Annotated in this window: 17 protein-coding genes and 1 pseudogene; 9 read left to right on the top strand and 9 right to left on the bottom strand. The window is 66.6% G+C overall.

Annotation, left to right across the window (positions count from 1 at the left end; all coding sequences use genetic code 11):
* Positions 1-386 precede the first annotated feature (386 nt).
* Entirely contained in the window at positions 387-3,869 is a 3,483-nt protein-coding gene (gene carB / locus WMC41_RS13810; protein ID WP_432344005.1) for a carbamoyl-phosphate synthase large subunit, read from the bottom strand.
* Positions 3,870-4,057: 188 nt separating this feature from the next.
* Positions 4,058-4,633, bottom strand: a complete 576-nt coding sequence (locus WMC41_RS13805) for a TetR family transcriptional regulator (RefSeq protein ID WP_432344002.1) — start codon at positions 4,631-4,633, stop codon at positions 4,058-4,060.
* Positions 4,634-4,717: 84 nt separating this feature from the next.
* Here WMC41_RS13805 and WMC41_RS13800 point away from each other — a divergent pair, with 84 nt between their 5' ends.
* Positions 4,718-5,899, top strand: coding sequence for an FAD-dependent oxidoreductase (locus tag WMC41_RS13800; protein WP_432343999.1), 1,182 nt, complete (start codon positions 4,718-4,720; stop codon positions 5,897-5,899).
* Positions 5,900-6,051: 152 nt separating this feature from the next.
* Here WMC41_RS13800 and blaOXA read toward each other — a convergent pair whose 3' ends face one another.
* Positions 6,052-6,858, bottom strand: a complete 807-nt coding sequence (blaOXA, locus tag WMC41_RS13795) for a class D beta-lactamase (protein WP_432343996.1) — start codon at positions 6,856-6,858, stop codon at positions 6,052-6,054.
* A gap of 110 nt (positions 6,859-6,968) precedes the next feature.
* On the opposite strand from blaOXA, the gene WMC41_RS13790 reads away from it, so the two are divergent.
* On the top strand, positions 6,969-7,856 hold the full coding sequence (locus WMC41_RS13790; RefSeq protein ID WP_064330716.1) for a LysR family transcriptional regulator: 888 nt from the start codon (positions 6,969-6,971) through the stop codon (positions 7,854-7,856).
* On the opposite strand, the gene WMC41_RS13785 is transcribed toward WMC41_RS13790, so the two are convergent.
* From WMC41_RS13785 to WMC41_RS13775, 3 genes are all read right to left on the bottom strand, one after another.
* Entirely contained in the window at positions 7,853-8,884 is a 1,032-nt protein-coding gene (locus WMC41_RS13785) for a zinc-dependent alcohol dehydrogenase family protein (RefSeq protein ID WP_432343992.1), read from the bottom strand. The genes WMC41_RS13790 and WMC41_RS13785 overlap by 4 nt on opposite strands.
* Before the next feature lie 68 nt (positions 8,885-8,952).
* On the bottom strand, positions 8,953-9,612 hold the full coding sequence (locus WMC41_RS13780; RefSeq protein WP_244766971.1) for a dihydrofolate reductase family protein: 660 nt from the start codon (positions 9,610-9,612) through the stop codon (positions 8,953-8,955).
* Between the two features lie 78 nt (positions 9,613-9,690).
* Entirely contained in the window at positions 9,691-10,488 is a 798-nt protein-coding gene (locus WMC41_RS13775; protein WP_432343989.1) for a LytTR family DNA-binding domain-containing protein, read from the bottom strand.
* A gap of 90 nt (positions 10,489-10,578) precedes the next feature.
* Between WMC41_RS13775 and WMC41_RS13770 the strand changes: the two genes are divergently transcribed.
* Positions 10,579-11,100 (top strand): DUF2306 domain-containing protein, encoded by a 522-nt coding sequence (locus tag WMC41_RS13770; RefSeq protein ID WP_288081399.1) that lies wholly within the window; start codon positions 10,579-10,581, stop codon positions 11,098-11,100.
* A 109-nt stretch (positions 11,101-11,209) separates the two neighbouring features.
* Positions 11,210-12,148: a KPN_02809 family neutral zinc metallopeptidase gene (ypfJ, locus tag WMC41_RS13765; RefSeq protein ID WP_244766968.1), complete on the top strand. Its 939-nt coding sequence runs from the start codon at positions 11,210-11,212 to the stop codon at positions 12,146-12,148.
* On the opposite strand, the gene WMC41_RS13760 is transcribed toward ypfJ, so the two are convergent.
* Positions 12,132-12,722, bottom strand: coding sequence for a phosphoethanolamine transferase domain-containing protein (locus WMC41_RS13760; RefSeq protein ID WP_432343984.1), 591 nt, complete (start codon positions 12,720-12,722; stop codon positions 12,132-12,134). The two genes, ypfJ and WMC41_RS13760, sit on opposite strands and share 17 nt — an antisense overlap.
* A gap of 201 nt (positions 12,723-12,923) precedes the next feature.
* Positions 12,924-13,922, bottom strand: a complete 999-nt coding sequence (locus tag WMC41_RS13755; RefSeq protein ID WP_432343981.1) for an aldo/keto reductase — start codon at positions 13,920-13,922, stop codon at positions 12,924-12,926.
* 104 nt (positions 13,923-14,026) lie between these two features.
* On the opposite strand from WMC41_RS13755, the gene WMC41_RS13750 reads away from it, so the two are divergent.
* The 3 genes from WMC41_RS13750 (at position 14,027) to WMC41_RS13740 (ending at position 17,863) form a co-directional block, all read left to right on the top strand.
* Positions 14,027-14,929, top strand: coding sequence for a LysR family transcriptional regulator (locus tag WMC41_RS13750; RefSeq protein WP_244766965.1), 903 nt, complete (start codon positions 14,027-14,029; stop codon positions 14,927-14,929).
* A 143-nt stretch (positions 14,930-15,072) separates the two neighbouring features.
* Positions 15,073-16,326: a TCR/Tet family MFS transporter gene (locus tag WMC41_RS13745; RefSeq protein ID WP_244766964.1), complete on the top strand. Its 1,254-nt coding sequence runs from the start codon at positions 15,073-15,075 to the stop codon at positions 16,324-16,326.
* A 151-nt stretch (positions 16,327-16,477) separates the two neighbouring features.
* Positions 16,478-17,863 carry an MATE family efflux transporter gene (locus WMC41_RS13740; protein ID WP_272806035.1) on the top strand — a complete coding sequence of 462 codons (1,386 nt, stop codon included), beginning with the start codon at positions 16,478-16,480 and terminating at the stop codon, positions 17,861-17,863.
* 266 nt (positions 17,864-18,129) lie between these two features.
* On the opposite strand, the gene carA is transcribed toward WMC41_RS13740, so the two are convergent.
* Positions 18,130-19,338, bottom strand: a complete 1,209-nt coding sequence (carA, locus tag WMC41_RS13735; protein WP_432343976.1) for a glutamine-hydrolyzing carbamoyl-phosphate synthase small subunit — start codon at positions 19,336-19,338, stop codon at positions 18,130-18,132.
* A 323-nt stretch (positions 19,339-19,661) separates the two neighbouring features.
* On the opposite strand from carA, the gene WMC41_RS13730 reads away from it, so the two are divergent.
* Together WMC41_RS13730 and WMC41_RS13725 are read left to right on the top strand one after the other, a co-directional pair.
* Positions 19,662-20,111, top strand: coding sequence for a GatB/YqeY domain-containing protein (locus tag WMC41_RS13730; RefSeq protein ID WP_244766961.1), 450 nt, complete (start codon positions 19,662-19,664; stop codon positions 20,109-20,111).
* A 250-nt stretch (positions 20,112-20,361) separates the two neighbouring features.
* Positions 20,362-20,700 (top strand): annotated as a pseudogene (locus WMC41_RS13725) (hypothetical protein).
* Positions 20,701-20,740: the final 40 nt, after the last annotated feature.

Below are 20,740 nucleotides of genomic sequence, written 5' to 3'. Positions count from 1 at the left end.
TCCTTCAGCCCGCGCCGCCCAGGCTCCCGCCTGCGCGAACGCAAAAGAAAACGGTCTCCGGAGAGGAATCCCCGGAACCGTCGAAAGCGTTTGAACGGCCCTTATAGCAGATTGCGTCGTCCGAAAGCCAGTTTTTTCGCCGCAGGCGGATCTTCGCCCACAGAAGCAGGAACAATCACTCCGCGTTGCGGCCTGCCGCTTATCGCGGGAGGCGTGCAGGCCGCGGCGGTTGGGTGCGCATGACAAAGCCGGGCGATGCACGGCCGGGTTTGATGACACATCGCCCCACCCGCTGCCGCCATCCTCGGGTTCAACCCGAGGATCCGCGCGGCCGCCGAGCAGCCTGAAGCCGGGCCTCGCCCGGCTTTCGACGGCGCGTTTCAGTTTCAGAAATAGGCCTGTAGCGGCCGTACTTCCAGCTGGCCCTGCTTCAGGGCCTTGATCGCCTGGGCGGCGGCTTCGGCGCCGGCCATGGTCGTGTAATAGGGCACCTTCTGCATCAGCGCGGCGCGGCGCAGCGACTTCGAATCCGAGATCGCCTTGTTGCTGTCCGTCGTGTTGATGACGAGGCTGACCTGGCGGTTGCGGATGGCGTCCTCGACATGCGGGCGGCCTTCCTGCACCTTGTTGACCTTGGTCGCCTCGATGCCCTTTTCGGCGAGGAAGCGGGCGGTGCCCGAGGTCGCCATGACCTTGAAGCCGATTTCCGTCAGCAGGCGCACAGCCGTCAGCACGCGGTCCTTGTCCTCGTCGCGCACGGAGACGAAGACCGTGCCTTCGCGCGGCAGGTCGACGCCGGCGCCGAGCTGGGACTTGGCGAAGGCCAGCGCGAAATCGGTATCGAGGCCGATGACCTCGCCGGTCGAGCGCATTTCGGGCCCAAGCAGCGTGTCGACGCCCGGGAAGCGGGCGAAGGGGAACACGGCCTCCTTGACGGCGATGTGCTTCAGGTTGCGCGGGTCGGGCTTCTCGCCATAGGCGGCAATCGCGGCGTCGAGCGTCTCGCCGGCCATGACGCGGGCGGCGATCTTGGCGATCGGCGCGCCGATGGTCTTCGCCACGAAAGGCACCGTGCGCGAGGCGCGCGGGTTCACTTCGAGCACGTAGATCGTGCCGTCCTTGATGGCGTATTGCACGTTCATCAGGCCGCCGACATTCAGCGCCTTGGCCAGCGCCTTCGTCTGGCGTTCCAGTTCGTCGACGGTCTCGTTTGACAGCGTGTGGACCGGCAGCGAGCAGGCCGAGTCGCCCGAATGGATGCCGGCCTCCTCGATATGCTCCATGATGCCGGAGACGAAGACGTCCTTGCCGTCGCACAGCGCATCGACGTCGACCTCGACCGCGTTCGACAGGTAGCTGTCGAAGAGCAGCGGGTTCTTGCCGAGCAGGGTGTTGATCTGGCCGGTCTTGTCGTTCGGGTAGCGCTGCTTGATGTCTTCCGGCACCAGTTCCGGCACCGTGTCGAGCAGGTAGGTCTGGAGCTGGCCTTCCGAATGGATGATCTGCATGGCGCGGCCGCCCAGAACATAGGACGGGCGCACGACCAGCGGGAAGCCGATCTCGGCCGCCACGAGCCGGGCCTGCTCGACCGAATAGGCGATGCCGTTGTTCGGCTGGGCGAGGTCGAGCTTCTGGAGGAGTTTCTGGAAGCGGTCGCGGTCTTCGGCAAGGTCGATCATGTCGGGCGCGGTGCCGAGGATCGGGATGCCGTTCTTCTCCAGTGCTTCGGCGAGCTTCAACGGCGTCTGGCCGCCGAACTGCACGATGACGCCGACGACCTCGCCGTTGGTCTGCTCGGCCTTCAGGATCTCGATGACGTCCTCGGCCGTCAGCGGCTCGAAATAGAGCCGGTCGGACGTGTCGTAGTCGGTCGAGACGGTTTCCGGGTTGCAGTTGACCATGATCGCCTCATAGCCGGCATCCTTCAGCGCGAAAGCGGCGTGGCAGCAGCAATAGTCGAACTCGATGCCCTGGCCGATGCGGTTCGGGCCGCCGCCGAGGATGACGACCTTCTTGCGATCCGAAATGCCGGCTTCCGAGCGTGTGGCCCCGGCAAACGGGGTTTCGTAGGTCGAATACATATAGGCCGTCGGCGAGGCGAATTCGGCGGCGCAGGTGTCGATGCGCTTGAAGACCGGGCGCACATCGAGGCGGTTGCGCAGTTCCGCAATTTCCTTCGGGCGCTTGCCCGAAAGGGTGGCGAGGCGCGCATCGGAGAAGCCCATGGCCTTGAGCATGCGCAGGTTCTCGGCGTCCTCGGGCAGGCCGTGTTCGCGGATGCGGGCCTCCATGTCGACGATGGCCTTGAACTGCTCGAGGAACCACGGGTCGATCTTCGAGCCCTCGTGCACCTCTTCCAGCGAAAGGCCGAGGCGCAGCGCCTGGGCGACCATGCGCAGGCGGTCCGGCGTCGGCGTGGAGATGGCGGCGCGGATGGCGTTCCTGTCGTTGCCGTCGCCAAGGCCCGGGATTTCGATCTCGTCGAGGCCGGTCAGGCCGGTTTCGAGGCCGCGCAGTGCCTTCTGCAGCGATTCGGCGAAGGTGCGGCCGATCGCCATGACCTCGCCGACCGATTTCATGGCGGTGGTCAGCGTCGGTTCGGCGCCGGGGAATTTCTCGAAGGCGAAGCGCGGGATCTTCGTCACCACATAGTCGATCGACGGTTCGAAGGACGCCGGGGTCGCGCCGCCGGTGATGTCGTTCTCCAGTTCGTCCAGCGTGTAGCCGATGGCGAGCTTGGCGGCGATCTTGGCGATGGGGAAGCCGGTCGCCTTGGAGGCGAGCGCCGAGGAGCGCGAGACGCGCGGGTTCATCTCGATGACGACGAGGCGGCCATTGGCAGGATTGACGGCGAACTGCACGTTCGAGCCGCCGGTCTCAACCCCGATCTCGCGCAGCACCGCGATCGAGGCGTTGCGCATGATCTGGTATTCCTTGTCCGTCAGGGTGAGGGCAGGGGCAACCGTGATCGAATCGCCCGTGTGCACGCCCATCGGGTCGATGTTCTCGATGGAGCAGATGATGATGCAGTTGTCCGCCTTGTCGCGGACGACCTCCATCTCGTACTCCTTCCAGCCGAGCACCGACTCCTCGATCAGCACTTCCGTCGTCGGCGAGGCGTCGAGGCCGGAATTGATGATCTCGAAGAATTCCGAGCGGTTGTAGGCGATGCCGCCGCCGGTGCCGCCCAGCGTGAAGGACGGGCGGATGATGGCGGGCAGGCCGATCTCGTCGAGCGCCTGCGCGCCGATCGCCATGGCGTGGCTCATATAGCGCTGCTTGCGGTCGGTCTCGCCGAGGTTCCACTGGTTTTCCAGCTCGTCCAGCGCCTTGTCCAGCGCATCGCCGGAAAGCTCGGCCTTCAGCTTGGCACGCTCGGCCTCATGAACCTTGCGGTCCTTGTCCTTGATCTCGGTGGCGTTCGCCAGCATCGATTTCGGCGTTTCGAGGCCGATCTTGGCCATGGCCTCGCGGAAGAGCGCGCGGTCCTCGGCCTTGTCGATGGCTTCCGGCTTGGCGCCGATCATCTCGACATTGTAGCGGTCGAGCACGCCCATGCGCTTCAGGGAGAGGGCGGTGTTGAGCGCCGTCTGGCCGCCCATGGTGGGCAGCAGGGCGTCGGGGCGCTCCTTGGCGATGATCTTGGCAACGACCTCGGGGGTGATCGGCTCGACGTAAGTGGCGTCGGCGAGGCCCGGATCGGTCATGATCGTCGCCGGGTTGGAGTTGACGAGGATGACGCGGTAGCCTTCCTCCTTCAGCGCCTTGCAGGCCTGGGTGCCGGAATAGTCGAATTCGCAGGCCTGCCCGATGACAATCGGCCCCGCGCCGATGATGAGGATCGATTTCAAATCTTGGCGCTTGGGCATCTCTCTATCCGTTCTCTTCGCTTCGGCCGCGTGCGCGAAAAAACCGGCATGGTGATGGGTTCACCGGCCGGGCGCGCAAAAAAGGTCTTTCAAGGCTAGAAGCGGCTTATAGGCAAATGCGGAGGCGAGCGGAACCCCGAAAATGGACCAATCGACAGGAAATATGCCGGCCCTCCGCGCCGGTTGCCTCAGGGCCGCGCGCCGTCGATATAGGCCTGGATCGAGCGGCCGACTTCCGCGACGAGGCGCTCGCGCGGCAGCGCCACGACGGGCGGCAGCTTGAGCACGTAGCGGGTGAAGGCAAGGCCGAGGATCTGCGTCGCCACGAGGCCGGCGACGGCGGGCGCATCCGGCCCGGCAAGTCGCGCGATGGCGGGGGCGACCTGGGTCGCGAAGATCTCCCGCAGCCGCGCGGCGGCAAGATCGTTCGAGGCGGCCGAGCGCAGGGCGATCGGCAACGCGGTGGTGCCGCCGTCGCCTTCCCAGACCGTGAGGAAGTGCCGCACCAGCGCCTCGCCCACCGCGTTGCGGGGAAGGATGGTGAGGTCGGGCAGCCGCAGATCGAGATCCGCCGCGCGGGCGAACAGCGCGTCCTTGCCGCCGAAGTAGCGGATCACCATGGCCGGATCGATCGCGGCGGCGGCGGCGATGTCGCGCACCGTCGTGCCGTCATAACCCTTTTGCGCAAAGAGCAGCCGCGCGGCTTCGAGAATGGCCTCGCGGGTACGGTCGGACTTGGTTTTCTTCGCGGGAGAATCGGTCATGGTCAGAAAATGCCAACGCGTGTTGACAAATTCAAGCGCTCCGCATAAAAGTCAACACATGTTGATTTCTTTGGAGTGCGAACCATGCTGCCGCAGGAAACCGATGTGCTGATCGTCGGGGCAGGGCCGACCGGCCTTGCGCTCGCCGTCACCCTGCAACAGGCGGGCGTGCGGCCCGTCATCGTCGACCGCCTTGCGGCCGGCCAGAACACCTCGCGCGCCGCGGTCATCCATGCCCATACGCTGGAGGTGCTGGAACGGCTCGGCGTCACGGACGACCTGGAGCGCCGCGGCTTGCCGCTCACCCGCTTTGCCTTGCGCGACCATGACCGGGCGCTGCTGGAGCTCGATTTCTCCACATTGCCGTCGCGCTATGCCCAGATCCTGATGATCCCGCAGGACGAGACCGAGGCGATCCTTGCCGACCGGTTGGCAAGCCTCGGCGGCGCCGTCGCGCGGGGCGTCACGGCGACGCGGATCGAGCGCGATGCGGCGGGGGCGGTGGTCCATGTCGAGACGTCGGAGGGGCCGCAGGCCATCCGCGCCCGTTATGTCGTCGGCGGCGACGGCATGCACAGCGTCGTGCGCGAGGCCGCGGGCATCGCCTTCGACGGGGAGAGCGCTGCCGGTTCCTTCGTCCTTGCCGATGTCCATATGGACTGGGCCCTGAGCACGGAGGTGACGCTGTTCTTCTCGCCGGAAGGCATGGGCGTCGTCGCGCCGCTGCCGGCAAATCGCTACCGCATCGTGGCGCCCGTCGAGGATGCCCCCGAAGCGCCGGACGCGGCTTTCGTGCAGGCGCTGCTCGATGCCCGCGGCCCGCGCAAGTCACCGGGCCGCGTGCGCGAGGTCCTCTGGAGTTCGCGCTTCCGCGTGCATCACCGCGTCGCTGCGCGCTATCGGTCAGGCCCGTTCTTCGTCATGGGCGATGCCGCCCATGTGCACAGCCCGGCCGGCGGGCAGGGCATGAATACGGGGCTTGTCGATGCCGTCGTGCTGGGACAGTTGCTGGCGGACGTCATCGCCGGCAGGGCGCCGGACACGACGCTCGACCTCTATGAGGAGAAACGCCGTCCCGCCGCGGCGGAGGTGCTGGCGCTCGCCGACCGCCTGACGCGGATCGCGACCATGCGCAGCCTTGCCGGCCGTATCCTGCGCAACCTCGTCCTGCGCCTTCTCGGTGCATCGCCGGTCTTCCGCCGCAAGCTGGCGCTCAACCTCTCCGGCCTCGCCCGCAAGGGGCTCGGGATGGTTCCCCGACGCTAGGCTGCGTGCTTGCCCCTCATCCCCCTGCCGGGACCTTCTCCCCGCAGGCGGGGAGAAGGGGGAAAACGGCGAGCCCATCGCTCTTCTCCCCGCTTGCGGGGAGAGGATGCCGGCAGGCAGGTGAGGGGCCGTGCGCTGCTGCGCCTGCCCATTCACTCCGTCGCCAGAAGCCCCGGCAGCTCCTTCAGGATGCCGTCCCGCGCGCGCAGGCCCGTGCGCGGCTCCTGCTTCTTCTCGTCCTGGATGAGGCGGGCGAAGACGACGGTGCGGTCGTCGCGGCGGGCCCAGCCGACATACCAGCCCCACGGCCGGGCATAGTCGAAATTGCCGTCGGCCTTGCGGGGATAGGCCATGCCGGTCTTGCCCTGCGCGCCCCAGCCGTCGGCAAGGTCGCGCCGCTCGAGGATTTCCATCGCCCGGTCCATCGCATCGGCGGAGACCGGCAGTTCGTGGTTCACCAGCTTCTTCAGGAAGGCCACCTGCTCGCGCGGCGAGATCTTCAGCGAGGAGGCGATCCAGGCGCGCTCCAGCCCGTTGTCCTTGCCCGGGTCGCCCGCCATGTCGGCATTGCCGTAACCGAAGGCATCGGCATAGTCGCGCAGCTGCTCGTAGCCGAGGAATGCGGTGATGCGCTGCGAATACCAGACGATGGAAAACTCCATCCAGCGCTTCGGCGTCGCCGGCTGGCGCCAGGCATCGCCGCCCCAGTCCGGATCGCCCTTCATGAAGGGCAGGACCGGTTCGTCCGCGTCTTCCAGGAAGCCGGAATCGTAGCCCATCACGGCGAGCGGCACCTTGAAGGTGGAGGCGGGCGTCACGCGGCTCTCGCAGTCTCCCTTTTCCAGGATGACCTCGTCACTCGCCGCATCGGCGACGATCGTACAAATAATGCGGGCTTCTGCCGGCGCATTGAAGCCTGCGGCCAGCAGGATGCCGACCGCGAAAAGACGCATGTCCATCACGTTTTCCTCGAAATTTGAATGGCTTGTGCATTCTGGATAGCAGTGCTTTGATGCGCTGGCAAAAGATCAATACTGGTCTCAGCCATTAGGAAAATTGGGGCTTTGCCATGGTTCGGCCATATCTGCCGCTGAACGCCTTCCGCGCTTTCGAGGCCTCCGCCCGCCATCTCAGCTTCACGCGGGCGGCGATCGAGCTGAATGTCACGCAGGCGGCCGTCAGCCACCAGGTCAAGAGCCTGGAGGAGCAGCTGAACGTCGTGCTCTTCAAGCGCCTGCCGCGCGGGCTGATGATCACGGCGGAGGGGGAAAGCCTGCTGCCGGTGCTGCGCGACAGTTTCGACCGCATGGCCGATGCGGTGGAGCGCTTTCGCGGCGGCCATGTGCGGGAAATCCTGACGGTCGGCGCCGTCGGCACCTTCGCCGTCGGCTGGCTGCTGCCGCGGCTTGCCGCCTTCCGCGAGCGCCATCCCTTCGTGGAGGTGCGGCTGTCCACCAACAACAACCGCGTCGACCTTGCCGCCGAGGGGCTCGATTTCGCCATCCGCTTCGGCGCCGGCGCCTGGCACGGCACGGATGCGGTGCGCCTTTTCGATGCGCCGCTCTCCGTGCTTGCCATCCCCGCTGTCGCGCGCGATCTCAGGGAGCCGGCGGACCTGCTCGGCCTGACGCTGCTGCGCTCCTACCGCCGCGACGAGTGGACCCGCTGGTTCGAGGCCGCCGGCCTGCCGCGCACGCCGCCGCCGCAGAATGCCATCGTCTTCGACACCTCGCTCGCCATGATGGAGGCCGTGCTGCAGGGCGCCGGCGTTGGCCTTGCCCCGCCGCTGATGTTCTCGCGCCTTCTGGCGGCCGGTGCCGTCGTCCAGCCGTTCGAGACGAGCCTTGCGCTCGGAAGCTACTGGCTGACCCGTCTGCAATCGCGCAGCCTCACCCCCGCCATGGCCGCCTTTTCGGCCTGGCTGGCCGAGGCGGTGGCGCAGGAGGGGCTGGGCTAGGTCTTCAGGCCCGGCATGACCAGGACCTTCACCTCGCCCGGCCGCGGCGGGTTGGCGACGGCGTCCGGCAGGTCGTCGAGGCCGATGCGGCGGGAGATAAGGCGATCGACCTTGATCGTGCCGGAGGCGATCAGCGCCGCGGCGCGGCCATGGGTGAAGGGGTTGAGGAAGGAGGTGAGGATTTTCACCTCGCGGAAGAGCAGGTCGAAGGGCTCGAATTCCACCGTTTCGCCCTGCGGCAGCACGCCGAGGATGACGACCGTGCCGCCGTTGCGGGCAAGCTTCGGCGCCTCGGCCACGGTCTCGGCAACGCCCGCGCATTCGATGACGACATCGGCGCCGCCGGGCAGCAGGCCAGCCTTGCCGGCTATGCCCTCGATGGTGTCGCCACTGCCCGGATCGAAGGAATGGGTGGCGCCGATCTCCTCGGCGAGTTTCCGGCGCACGGCCTGGCGGGTGACGAGGATGACCGTGGTCGCGCCGGCAAGGCGGGCGAGCTGCACGACCAGCATGCCGATCACCCCGCCGCCCAGCACCACGACGGTGCTGCCGGGTTTGATGCCGGCCATGTCGGTGCCGTGCAGGCAGCAGGCGAGCGGTTCGCAGAAGGCGCCGTGCTCCGGCGGCAGAAAGAGCGGCAGTTGATAGGCCTGCTTCTGCGGCACCAGCACATAGTCGGCAAAGCCGCCGTCGCGGTGGATGCCGATCGCCTGCAGGTTCTCGCACAGATTGACGCGGCCGCGCCGGCATTGCGCGCAGCGGCCGCAATGGATGTTCGGATCGCCGGTGATGCGCATGCCGGGGCGGACATCGATGACGGCCTTGCCGACGGCCTCGACGATGCCGGAGAATTCATGGCCGAGCGTCACCGGCGGCCGGCAGGGAAACTCGCCGTGGAAGAGGTGGCGGTCCGTGCCGCAGATGCCGGCCGCCTCGATCCGGACCAGAAGATCGTCCGGGCCGGGCTCCGGCTTTTCCACCGTGCGTACGAAGAATTCGCCGATCGCCTCCAGCCGCGCTGCTTTCATCCCGTCCTCCCGTTTTCCTCGGAGAGATAGGAGCCGCAACGGCGCGGCCGGTCAAGGCCGCTCCGTCTTTACGTCAGGTTGCGGCGACGCTCCAGCTCGGCATCCGTCGGCGTGTCGAACTCGAAGGAGCCCGTCGTCACCTCGCCGGCGCGGGCATATTTGCTGATGACGATGCCGTTCTCGCTGGCGCGCGAATTCACCAGCGTCAGGGCCCGCGGGAAGGATGCGTCGCCGAACAGCCGCTTGCCCTTGCCGAGAATGACCGGGAAGGTGAAGACGTTGATCTCGTCGACGAGATCATTCTCGAACAGCGCCTTGAGAAAGTCGGTCGACCCCTGCGTCAGGAGGTCCGGCCCGTCCTCGCTCTTCAGCGCCTTGACGGCGGCAAGTGCGTCCGGGCCGAGCACATGGCTGTTTTGCCAGGTGGTCCTGAAGGCCGGGTTTCGGGTCGCGACATATTTGTTGATGCGATCGAAGAGCGGCCCGATCGGATCATCGGCACCGGCATAGGGCCAGTGAGCGGCAAAGATGTCGTAGGTCTTGCGGCCGAGCAGAAGGTCGAAGGGTTTTGCGAAAAGTTCATCGATCGTCGCACCGGCCGTCTCGTCGAAGAACGGGGCGACCCAGCCGCCGAACCTGAAGCCGCCGACCGGGTCCTCCTCCGGTCCGCCCGGCGCCTGCATGACGCCGTCGAGGCTGACGAAGGCGCCGACAATGATCTTTCGCATGGATCTTCTCCCGATGGTTTGATGGCCTGATATCTAGAGACGCAGGACGGGACGGCGATCCGACAGACACGCGAAAATTTACCCCCAGCGGGCGCGCACCGCTTCGACGCGGCTGCGGCTGACCGGCACTTCCTGCCCGTCCTTCAGGAGGATCGCCAGCCGGCCCTCCGTGCGCAGCAGCTTGTCGACATGGGCGTCGGCCACGAAATGCGAGCGGTGCACCCTGAGGCCCGGCGTATCGCCGCATTCGGCCAGCGCATCGGAAAAGCGCAGCAGAATCAGCTCGCGGCCGCGGCTCGTCGTCACCTGCGTATAGTGGTCGGCGACCGTCATGTGCAGGATGGGGCCGCGGTTCTCCGGCCTGAGACGGCTCAGCAGGGGGATTTCGGCCCGGTTTTCCGAAGCCGCGGCCGGCGACGGCGCGGTGGACAGCACCTCGGCCTGCTTGCTGCCCATCGTCATGAAGGTGAGCGCGCAGAACAGCGCCGAGAGGAGAAGCCCCGTGGCGATGCTTTCGGCGATCCTTGCCGGGGTGGGCGTGCCGCCGAAGGTCATCAGGCTGATCGCCTCCGTGGCCAGCCCCACCGGCACGCCGGCCACCAGCGTGCCGAGCGCCATGCGGGCGAGGAGGCCCGGCACCCTCTGCCGGAAAAGCGTGTTGACGGTGACGATGGCGAGAACGGCGATGGCCCAGGCGACGGCGTGCACCACGAGCCAGAAGCCGAGCCGCGGCACGCTCGCCAGCCGTTCCGCCGTGCCATAGGGACCGGTCACCCAGAAGATCAGCACGACCGCGCCGAAGGTCGCCCAGAAGCGCGGGGCACTGAGGAAGACCTGCAGTTCACGAAGCGCGGATTGCAGGAGGGGGCGTTCCACGAAGTTTTCCGTCCGTTCGGGCCAAAGCGTTTGAGGCGGCCCGATCAATGGCGGAAGACGATGGCGAATTCAACCGTCCCGGAGCCCGCCATGACCCTCGAGCCGCTTCTCGCCGCCCCCTTTGCCGTAAAGTTCCATGTCGCCACCGTCCTGCCGGCGGCGGTGCTGGGGGCCGTGCTGCTCGCCCGCCCCAAGGGCACGCCTGCCCATCGCCGCCTCGGCAAGGTCTGGCTGCTCCTGATGGTGCTGACGAGTTTTTCGACCTTCTTCATCCACGACCTGAAGACGGTCGGCGATTTCAGCCCGATCCACCTGCTCTCCGTCTATGTCATCGCCGGCAGCGCCCTTGCGATCCGCGCCGCGCGCCGCCGCGATATCCGCGCGCACCGCGCCCATGTCGCCGGCATGTATTTCGGCGGCATCGTCGTTGCCGGGCTTTTCACGCTGGTGCCGAACCGGGTGATGGGCGCGATGATCTTCGACGGCGCCTCGGGCTTTGCGAGCGTGCTTGCGGCGGCCGTCGTCAGCGCGCTTTTCGTTGCGGCCGGGGCCCTTGCGGCGCGCCAGGCCGGCTGGACGGAGCGTTTCGAGGCGGTTTTCCGGCGGCGCTGAGGCTCCGCTTTTCGTTTTGCATGGCGGCGCGGCAGGCCCTATAAGTCGTTGCTGAGGAACGAATTCATGCGGTGAGCGTTCGTCGGCAATCAATTCGGGGAAATGCGCCATGGAATGGAAAGGTCGTCGCCAGTCGAGCAATATCGAGGACCAGCGCGGAGCCGGTCGCTCGGCGGGAGGCAGCAACCCGTTCGGCCGCGGCAATGGCGGCTTCCGCATCCCGATGGGCACGGGACGCCGCGCCGGCGGCGGCATGAGCATCGGCACCATCATCTTCCTCGTCGTCATCTATTTCGTCTTCAAGGCGATGGGCATCGATCTCCTGCAGGTGATGGGCGAGGGCGGCGGGCAGGTCAGCATGCCGGGCTTCGAGCAGACCGAAAGCGCAAGCCGCCGCACCTCCCCGCAGGAGGAGGAGACCAAGGCCTTCATGGCGACCGTTCTCGCCGAGACGGAGGATACCTGGAACGGCATCTTCCAGTCGGCCGGCGAGCGCTACGAGGAGCCGAAGATGGTGCTCTTCTCGGGCTCCGTGCAGTCGGCCTGCGGCTTTGCATCGGCGGCCTCCGGCCCGTTCTACTGCCCGGGCGACCGCAAGGTCTATCTCGACATGAGCTTCTTCGACGAGCTGGCAGGCAAGTTCGACGCGTCCGGCGACTTCGCGCAGGCCTATGTCGTCGCCCATGAGGTCGGCCACCATGTGCAGAACCTCACCGGCGTGCTGCCGCGCTTCAACCAGCAGCGCCAGCGCATGAGCGAGGTGGAGGCCAACCAGATGTCGATCCGCGTCGAGCTTCAGGCCGATTGCTATGCCGGCATCTGGGGCAAGTACACCGAGCAGAAGGGCCTTCTGGAGCGCGGCGACCTGGAGGAGGCGCTGAATGCCGCCACCCAGATCGGCGACGACACGCTGCAGAAGCGCATGCAGGGCTATGTCGTGCCGGAAAGCTTCAACCACGGCACGTCCGAGCAGCGTCGCCGCTGGTTCAAGCGCGGCTTCGACACCGGCCGGGTCGATGCCTGCGACACGTTCAAGGGCGACGTATGATCGAAGCGCCGGCGGCATTGCCGCCGTCGGCGAGCTTCAGGTCTTCCTCGACGATTAGGGCATATTTGGTCGCGTGCGTCAGGGCGATGGCGAGCGCGACCGCGAGCATCGGCACGGCGATCGCCAGGTTACCGCGCAGCTGCCAGAAGAACGGCCGGTGCACCACCTTCACCCAGAGGAGTAGGGCAGCCGGCAGGCCGCCGAAGACCAGCATGTGGACGGCAAGGGAGAGCGGCTGGACGGAGGCTTGCGGCCGGAAGACGCCGTCCTCGTCCATGAACCAGGCCGCCGCGGCCGCGAGAAGAAGGAGCGCCGCGAAGAGCGGCTTCATCACCCGTTTCCAGGAGACGGCGACGCAGGTGACGATGAAGAGGCAAAGGAAGCCGCCCGTCACCAGCGCGAGCGTGCCGGGGCGGGCGCCGAGCAGGGCCCAGCTCTCCATCCAGAAATCGCGGCTGGTGACAAGGAAGAGATAGAGGCCGGTCGCAAGGCTGACCGTCAGGCTGCCGAAGGCGGGCCTTGCGGCGGGAAAGCGGCGCTGAGCTGAGCGGCCCTGAACTGAGCGGAATGACATTGCCGGTCCTCGAACGCTGACATGCGGAGGACATATCTCGCCCTGCGCCGTTACCGGCGAATGACAAGCGGCCCCCATCTCGCGCATTTCTCTCATGAGGAAGCTGACAATTCGCTGACGGCTCCCGCCCGTCGCGCCCGAAGCGGGCAGGATTGGAGCGGGAACGGGCTGCCGGCCGCAGCCGCAGCCCGTCCCATGGCCTCAGGCCCGCTTTTCACTGTCCATATGCGCCAGCATGGCGGCCGGGTAGCGCTCGCCCGCGGCGGCATCCTTCGGCATGGCGGCTTCGATCGCGGCGAGATCGGCCTCGGTGAGCACGACCTGCTGCGCAGCCAGCGCCTCGGCCAGGCGATCGCGCCGCCGGGCGCCGACAAGCGGCACGATATCGGCGCCCTGCGCGGCGACCCAGGCGATGGCGAGCTGGGCGACGGTGGCGCCCTTCTCCTCCGCGACACGGCGCAGGGCCTCGACGAGCGCCAGGTTCCGGTCGATGTTGCCCTCCTGGAACCGCGGGCTCAGCGTGCGGAAATCGCCGCCTGCCGTTTCGCCCTTCTGCCAATGACCGCTGATCAGGCCGCGCGACAGCACGCCATAGGCGGTGACCGCGATGCCGAGCGCCCGGCAGGTCGGCAGGATATCGTCCTCGATGCCGCGCGAGATCAGCGAATATTCGATCTGGAGATCGACGATCGGATGGACGGCCGCCGCCCGGCGGATCGTTTCCGAGCCCACTTCGGAAAGCCCGATATGGCGGATGTAGCCGGCCTTCACGAGGTCGGCGAGCGCGCCGATCGTCTCCTCGATCGGCACAGCCGGGTCGAGACGGGAGGGGCGGTAGATGTCGATATGGTCGGTGCCGAGCCTTTGCAGGGAGTAGGCGAGGAAGTTGCGGATCGCCGCGGGGCGGGAATCGTAGCCGCTCCAGGCGCCGTCCGGCCCGCGCAGCGCGCCGAACTTCACGCTGAGCAGCAGGTCCTCGCGGCGGCGCTCCTTCAGCGCTTCGGCGATCAGCATCTCGTTGTGGCCCATGCCGTAGAAATCGCCGGTATCGAGAAGGGTGATGCCGGCGTCGAGCGCGGCATGGATGGTGGCGATGCTTTCCGCCCGGTCGGCGGGGCCATACATGCCGGACATGCCCATGCAGCCGAGCCCGATGGTGGAAACGACGGGGCCGGTCTTGCCGAGGGTGATGGTCTTCATGGGGTTTCTCCTGTTCGCTGCCTTTCGGTCGATGCTCTTTTACCGCCATCGCCGTTGTGCGATAATCCGATCCATCCCGAACAAGCCGTGCGGTTTTTCGAACAATGAGCCAGATTCCCCTTGCCGATCTCGATGCCTTCGTCACCATCGCCCGGGTGAAGAGCTTCCGCGCCGCCGCCAAGCTGCGCGGCGTCTCCGCCTCGGCGCTGTCGGAGGCGATGCGGCGGCTGGAGGGGCGGCTCGATCTTCGCCTTTTCAACCGCACGACGCGCAGCGTGACGCTGACGGATGCCGGTGCGCGCCTCCTGGAGCGGCTGGCGCCGGCGCTGGCCGAGGTCGAGGCGGCGATCGACGGGGTGAACAGCCTGCGCGACCGGCCGGTCGGCCGCCTCCGGCTAAACGTGCCCGGCATCGTCGCGCGCTTCGTGCTGCCGCCGATCGCCACGCCCTTCCTCAAGGCCTATCCCGGCATCACGCTGGAGGTCGCGTCCAACGATGCGCTGGTGGATGTGCTGGCGGAGGGTTTCGACGCCGGCATCCGCTATGAGGAGGCGCTGCACCAGGACATGATCGCCGTGCCGATCGGCCCGCGCCGGCAGCGCTTCGTCGTGGCCGCGGCGCCCGCCTATATCGAGGCGCACGGGGCGCCGGAACATCCGCGCGACCTGATGCGGCACCGCTGCATCCTGCACCGTTTCGCCAGCGGCCATGTGCTGCCCTGGGCCTTCGAGCGGGGCGAGGAGAAGGTTTCGCTGATGCCGCCGGCCTGCCTGATCTCCGAATCGAACGAGGTGGAGCAGCATGCCGCCGCGGCGGGCCTCGGCATCGTTTGCACCTTCGAGGAATTCCTGGCGCCGGCCCTTGCCTCCGGTGCGCTGCAGGTCGTCATGCCCGACTGGATCCAGACCTTCTCCGGCCCCTTCCTCTACTATCCGAGCCGCACCCTGATGCCCGCGCCGCTGCGGGCCTTCGTCGATTTCGTGAAGGCGCATCCCTGGCCGGAATGAGGCCTTTCATCAGCGGATCGCGACTAATTCATCAAAAAAATTGCAATGTTCACGGATTGTTTCACGGTAAAAAGTGAAATAGAAGTCTTCGCCTGACATTTCGCCCACGCGTGCCGGGCGCTATCCTTACCAGGGGTGAAGCCATGATCGATGCCAGGTCCACCCGGCGCGGGCTCCTTCTCGTCTTCATGATCATGTTCCTCGACGTGATCGGCATCGCCATCATCATGCCGGTGCTGCCGACCTATCTGCGCGAGCTGACGGGTGACGATATCAGCCAGGCGGCGATCGACGGCGGCTGGCTGCTGCTCGTCTATGCCGGCATGCAGTTCCTCTTCGCGCCCTTCATCGGCAATCTCTCCGATCGCTTCGGCCGGCGGCCGGTGCTGCTCGCCTGCATCCTCACCTTCGCCATCGACAACCTCATCTGCGCGCTGGCGACCAGCTACTGGATGCTGTTCGTCGGCCGGGTGCTGGCGGGCATCAGCGGCGCCAGCTTCGGCACGGCCGCCGCCTATATCGCCGATGTCTCCACGGACGAGACGCGGGCGAAGAATTTCGGGCTGATGGGCATCGCCTTCGGCACCGGCTTCGCGCTCGGCCCCGTCATCGGCGGGCTGCTCGGCGAGTTCGGCCCGCGCATCCCGTTCTACGGGGCGGCGGTGCTCGCCTTCCTCAATTTCGTCGCGGCCTGTTTCCTCCTGCCGGAAAGCCTGGAGACGGCCCACCGCCGCCGCTTCGAGCTTGCCCGTGCCAATCCGCTCGGCGCGCTCCTCCAGATGCGCAACTATCCGGGCGTCCTGTGGGTCGGCCTCGTCTTCTTCTGTTACTGGCTGGCGCATGCCGTCTATCCTTCCGTCTGGTCCTTCGTCTCGGCGCTGCGCTACGGCTGGAGTGAGGGGCAGATCGGCCTGTCGCTCGGCGTCTTCGGGGTCGGCGGGGCGATCGTCATGGCCTTCGTGCTGCCGCGCGTCGTGCCGAGGCTCGGCGAGTTCCGCACGGCCGTCGTCGGCCTCGCCTTCGCCGTGCTCGGCCTTGCCGGTTACGCCGCCTCCGTCCACGGCTGGATGATCTATGCGGTGATCGTGCTGACGGCGCTCGAAAGCCTGGCCGATCCGCCGCTGCGCTCCATCGCCTCGGCCCGCGTTCCGCCTTCCGCGCAGGGCGAATTGCAGGGGGCGCTGACGAGCGTTTCCAGCATCACGACGATCATCGGTCCGTTGATCTTCACCCAGGTATTCAGCCATTTCACGGGGCCGGCCGCGCCGGTCGTCTTTGCCGGCGCGCCTTTCGCGCTCGCGGCCGTGATGCTCTTCATCGGCCTCGTGATCTTCGTCGTGAAGCTGCGTGGTGCCGGAGCGGGTCCGAGCGGGAATCTGGCGGCGGAAAGGGCCTGAAGCGCTTTCAAAACGGGAAATCCGGACGAAAATTCCGCCCGCGAGCGCCGCACGGAGCCGGATTCCGGCGTTTTTGATGAAAGCATCAAATCTATTCGATTGATCGCGGCGGGAACTTGTGATCCGAAGCGATGCGAAAGTGAGAAGTATCATGCACATGGCACCGCACCGCGAGGACAACCGCTGGGGCGCCCATTTCCGGGCGACCTTCACCCTCGGCGTGCCGTTGATCGGCGCGCAGCTCGCCCAGCTCGGCATTCACACGACGGACGTGGTCATCCTCGGCCGCCTCGGCGCCGCGCATCTGGCGGCGATCGTTCTGTCGAGCCAGTTCTTCTTCACGATCTTCATCCTCGGCTCGGGTTTTGCCAATGCCGTCATGCCCATGGTGGCGCAGGCCTATGGCCGCGGCGATGCGGTTTCCGTGCGCCGTGCGGTGCGCATGGGCATGTGGGTGGTGCTGCTCTATTCCATGCTGATGGTGCCGCTCTTCTACAATGCCGAAAGCATCCTGCTCTATGCCGGCCAGAAGCCGGAAGTGGCGGCGCTGGCCGGCAGCTACCTGAAGATCGCCCAATGGGGCATGGCGCCGGGGCTGCTCTTCATGACGCTGCGCGGCCTCGTCAGCGCGCATGGCCGGGCCGGCATCGTGCTTTACGTCACGATCGTCATCCTGACCGTCAACGCCTTCTTCGCCTATGCGCTGGTGCTGGGCCGTTTCGGCTTCCCGGCCATGGGCATCGAGGGGGCGGCCATCGTCTCGCTCGGCGTCAACCTGCTGAGCTTCGTGCTGCTGACGGCCTATATCCAGTCCCGCCCGGAAATGCGCCGCTACGAGCTCTTCGTGCGCTTCTGGCGGCCGGACTGGCCGGCCTTCCGCGAGGTCGTCCATCTCGGCCTGCCGATCGGCCTGACCATGCTGGCGGAAGTCAGCCTCTTCACCGGCGCCTCGCTGTTGATGGGCAATATCGGCACGCTGGAGCTGGCCGCCCACGGCATCGCGCTGCAGCTTGCCTCCATCGCCTTCATGATCCCGCTCGGCCTGGCGCAGGCCGGCACGGTGCGCGTCGGCGTGGCGCATGGGCGCGGCGATCATCTCGGCGTCGTGCGCGCCGCCTGGGCGGTGCTGATCATCGCCGCGATCATCGCGGTCGCCGGCGGCATCCTCTTCGCCCTCGTCCCGACGACGCTCGCCTCGATCTTCCTCGACAAGGCCGGCAAGGATTCCGCTGCCGTTCTGGCGATCGCCGGCCCCTTCGTGGTGATCGCCGGCATCTTCCAGCTCGTCGACGGCCTGCAGGCGATCGCCGCCGGCCTGCTGCGCGGCCTCAAGGACACGCGCATCCCGATGATCATGGCCGTCATCTCCTACTGGCCGATCGGTTTCCTTGCCGCCTGGTTCTTCGCCTTCCCGGCCGGCTTCGGCGGCATCGGCGTCTGGTTCGGCTTCCTCGCCGGCCTCGCGGCGGCGTCCGTGCTGCTCAACTGGCGATTCTACCGGCTGGTGAAGCAGCGCGGCGGCGATCGGCTCGCCTGAGCCTCTTGGTCGCTTGCTTCCGGGAGCGTGGATTGAAACGATTATGACGACCTGCTGCTCTACTGCGCACAGGATGCTTCCCCGACGGAATGGCTTCATTCGGAAAAAGAAAAGCCCCGGACCATATCCGGGGCTTCAGTTTGGCGGCAAACATCGCTCCAAGCACTCCATCATCCTCGGGCTCGACCCGATGAACCAAGTCACGGGTGGGGCGTGGATGGCCGAGTCAAGCCCGACCATGACGGGGGAGAGGTATCGGCGACGGCTTACACCCGTTCGGGGATGGCCTCTTCGCCCTTCTTCTCGCGCACCAGGTTGATGAAGCGGCGGAAGAGGTAGTGGCTGTCCTGCGGGCCTGGCGAGGCCTCCGGATGGTGCTGTACGGAGAAAACCGGCTTGCCGGCAAGGCGCAGGCCGCAATTCGTGCCGTCGAACAGCGAGATGTGGGTCTCTTCCACGCCGTCGGGCAGGGAGGCGGAGGCGACGGCAAAGCCGTGGTTCATCGAGACGATCTCCACCTTGCCGGTCGTGTGGTCCTTCACCGGGTGGTTGGCGCCGTGATGGCCCTGGTGCATCTTCTCGGTCGTGGCGCCGACGGCAAGGCCCAGCATCTGGTGGCCGAGGCAGATGCCGAAGATCGGGATGCCCGTGTCGATCAGCGTCTTGATGACCGGCACGGCATATTCGCCGGTCGCCGCCGGATCGCCCGGGCCGTTGGAGAGGAAGATGCCGTCCGGCTTCAGCGCCAGCACGTCGTCGGCGCTGGAGGTTGCCGGCATGACGGTGACCTTGCAGCCAAGGCCGCTGAAGAGGCGCAGGATGTTGCGCTTGACGCCGTAGTCGAGCGCAACGATGTGGTACTTCACGTCGCCCTCGGCGAGGTCCTCGTAGCCTTCGTTCCACACCCAGGGCTTCTCGCTCCAGCGCGAGGACTGGCCGGAGGAGGCGACCTTGGCGAGATCGAGGCCGACGAGGCCGCTCCAGGCCTTCGCCTCCGCCTTCAGCGTCTCGATGTCGAAGACGCCGTTCGGGTCGTGGGCGATCACCGCGTTCGGTGCGCCGTTCTCGCGGATCCACGCGGTGAGCGCGCGCGTGTCGATGCCGGAAAGGCCGATGATGCCGCGGGCCTTCAGCCAGCCGTCGAGATGCCTGGCGGCGCGGTAGTTGGAAGGATCGGTGATGTCGGCCTTGAAGATCGTGCCGACGGCGCCGTGGCGGGCGGCGGGCGTCAGGTCCTCGATGTCCTCGTCATTGGCGCCGATATTGCCGATATGCGGGAAGGTGAAGGTGACGATCTGGCCGAGATAGGACGGGTCGGTCAGGATTTCCTGGTAGCCGGTCAGCGCCGTGTTGAAGCAGACTTCTGCGGTCACCTTGCCGGTGGCGCCGATACCCTTGCCTTCGATGACGGTGCCGTCGGCGAGAACGAGCAGGGCGGTCGGCTTTTCAGTGGTCCATGCGGGGGTCGAGGTCATGTTCATCCCGTTTCCGGCGCCTGGCCCCGGGCTTGAAAGCCGATGGACCGGGCACCATTTAAGATCGCAGGCAAAGGCGCGCGGAAGCCCGCGTTGGTTCGCCCTGATTGCCGATTTTCGTGCAGGTGCCGGAAAATAGACAAAGCGGATGACGGGGTCAACCGTTGCCTGTGGATTGCGTGGAATTATAAAGCGTTGAGATTCAATCGCTTGCGCAATCCGTTTGCCGGCAGGCCCTTTGCCGGTCTATGAGCATGCACAATCGAACGATGATCGAAGCCCAGCCGCGCATCCGGCGCCGGCGGCTTCCAATGGAGAAAATGATGCGCGATACGATCGCAAATGCCCTCAAGGATGCACTCAAGGCCAAGGATGCCTGCCGTGTGTCCACGCTGCGCCTGATCCAGGCCAAGCTGAAGGACTGCGACATCGCCAACCGCGGTGTCGGCAAGGGGCCGGTCGAGAACGACGAACTGCTGCAGATCCTCGCCAAGATGATCAAGCAGCGCGAGGAATCGGCCAAGATCTTCTCCGAGAACGGCCGGCCGGAACTCGCCGCGCAGGAGCGCGAGGAAATCAAGGTCATCGAGAGCTTCCTGCCCGAGCAGATCGCCGAGGACAAGATGAAGGACCTCATCGCCGCGGCCATCGCCGAAATCGGCGCGCAGGGCCTGCGCGACATGGGCAAGGTCATGGCCGTGCTCAAGGAGCGCTATCCCGGCCAGATGGATTTCGCCAAGGCTTCCGGCGTGGTGAAGGACCTCCTGAAGTAGGCCGGCAACGACATTATCCGGACGAGGGGCGGCTTCGGCCGCCCTTTCTGTTCGGCGGGTGGGTTTCGTCGCGGCACGCATGCCGGGCAATCGGCGGGAACCAAACGCGCCGAATGCCGTTGTATCGGTCAACAGGAGCCCGACGATGCGGCGGTGACCGCCCATCGGCTCGCCCCGGCGAAGTGCATGCGATGCCGCCGGATATGTTTTGCGTTGAATGCCCCGGTGGCCGTCCAAGGAGGCCGAGCCGATGCGTCTGACGTTCCTTCTTTCCCTCGCGCCGCTCCTTGTTGCGGGGCCGGCCGTTGCGCATGACGCGGCGAGCGGCTGGCAGTACTAGGCCTTCTGCTGCAACGGCAACAGCCATAACGGTGACTGCCAGATGATTCCCGCCACCACCGTGCGCATCATCGCCGGCGGCTACCGGGTGACGCTGGCGCCCGGCGACCATCGCCTCGCCACCCGCAGCCATATCTTCCTCATGCCGCAGGACATGACGCGCCGCTCGCAGGACGGCGAGTACCATCTCTGTCTATACCCGACCGAGGATACGCCGCGCTGCTTCTATGCGCCGGACATGGGTTTCTGACGGTGCCTGTGAATTGCTGTGGGCAGGCGACTATCGCTGG

Origin of the sequence: Shinella yambaruensis, assembly GCF_050859155.1 — a bacterium.
GTDB classification, from domain to species: Bacteria; Pseudomonadota; Alphaproteobacteria; order Rhizobiales; family Rhizobiaceae; genus Shinella; species Shinella yambaruensis.
This window is presented reverse-complemented; position numbering and strand designations above follow the sequence as displayed.

What these genes read in the sequence shown, in the direction of transcription:
- WMC41_RS13780 (WP_244766971.1), bottom strand. Translation starts at nt 9,612, where the DNA reads ATGCGAAAGATCATTGTCGGCGCCTTCGTCAGCCTCGACGGCGTCATG.
- WMC41_RS13805 (WP_432344002.1), bottom strand. Translation starts at nt 4,633, where the DNA reads ATGACCGATTCTCCCGCGAAGAAAACCAAGTCCGACCGTACCCGCGAG.
- blaOXA (WP_432343996.1), bottom strand. Translation starts at nt 6,858, where the DNA reads ATGGACATGCGTCTTTTCGCGGTCGGCATCCTGCTGGCCGCAGGCTTC.
- WMC41_RS13745 (WP_244766964.1), top strand. Translation starts at nt 15,073, where the DNA reads ATGATCGATGCCAGGTCCACCCGGCGCGGGCTCCTTCTCGTCTTCATG.
- ypfJ (WP_244766968.1), top strand. Translation starts at nt 11,210, where the DNA reads ATGGAATGGAAAGGTCGTCGCCAGTCGAGCAATATCGAGGACCAGCGC.
- WMC41_RS13755 (WP_432343981.1), bottom strand. Translation starts at nt 13,922, where the DNA reads ATGAAGACCATCACCCTCGGCAAGACCGGCCCCGTCGTTTCCACCATC.
- WMC41_RS13785 (WP_432343992.1), bottom strand. Translation starts at nt 8,884, where the DNA reads ATGAAAGCAGCGCGGCTGGAGGCGATCGGCGAATTCTTCGTACGCACG.
- WMC41_RS13730 (WP_244766961.1), top strand. Translation starts at nt 19,662, where the DNA reads ATGCGCGATACGATCGCAAATGCCCTCAAGGATGCACTCAAGGCCAAG.
- WMC41_RS13740 (WP_272806035.1), top strand. Translation starts at nt 16,478, where the DNA reads ATGCACATGGCACCGCACCGCGAGGACAACCGCTGGGGCGCCCATTTC.
- WMC41_RS13800 (WP_432343999.1), top strand. Translation starts at nt 4,718, where the DNA reads ATGCTGCCGCAGGAAACCGATGTGCTGATCGTCGGGGCAGGGCCGACC.
- WMC41_RS13750 (WP_244766965.1), top strand. Translation starts at nt 14,027, where the DNA reads ATGAGCCAGATTCCCCTTGCCGATCTCGATGCCTTCGTCACCATCGCC.
- WMC41_RS13790 (WP_064330716.1), top strand. Translation starts at nt 6,969, where the DNA reads ATGGTTCGGCCATATCTGCCGCTGAACGCCTTCCGCGCTTTCGAGGCC.
- carA (WP_432343976.1), bottom strand. Translation starts at nt 19,338, where the DNA reads ATGACCTCGACCCCCGCATGGACCACTGAAAAGCCGACCGCCCTGCTC.
- carB (WP_432344005.1), bottom strand. Translation starts at nt 3,869, where the DNA reads ATGCCCAAGCGCCAAGATTTGAAATCGATCCTCATCATCGGCGCGGGG.
- WMC41_RS13760 (WP_432343984.1), bottom strand. Translation starts at nt 12,722, where the DNA reads ATGTCATTCCGCTCAGTTCAGGGCCGCTCAGCTCAGCGCCGCTTTCCC.
- WMC41_RS13770 (WP_288081399.1), top strand. Translation starts at nt 10,579, where the DNA reads ATGACCCTCGAGCCGCTTCTCGCCGCCCCCTTTGCCGTAAAGTTCCAT.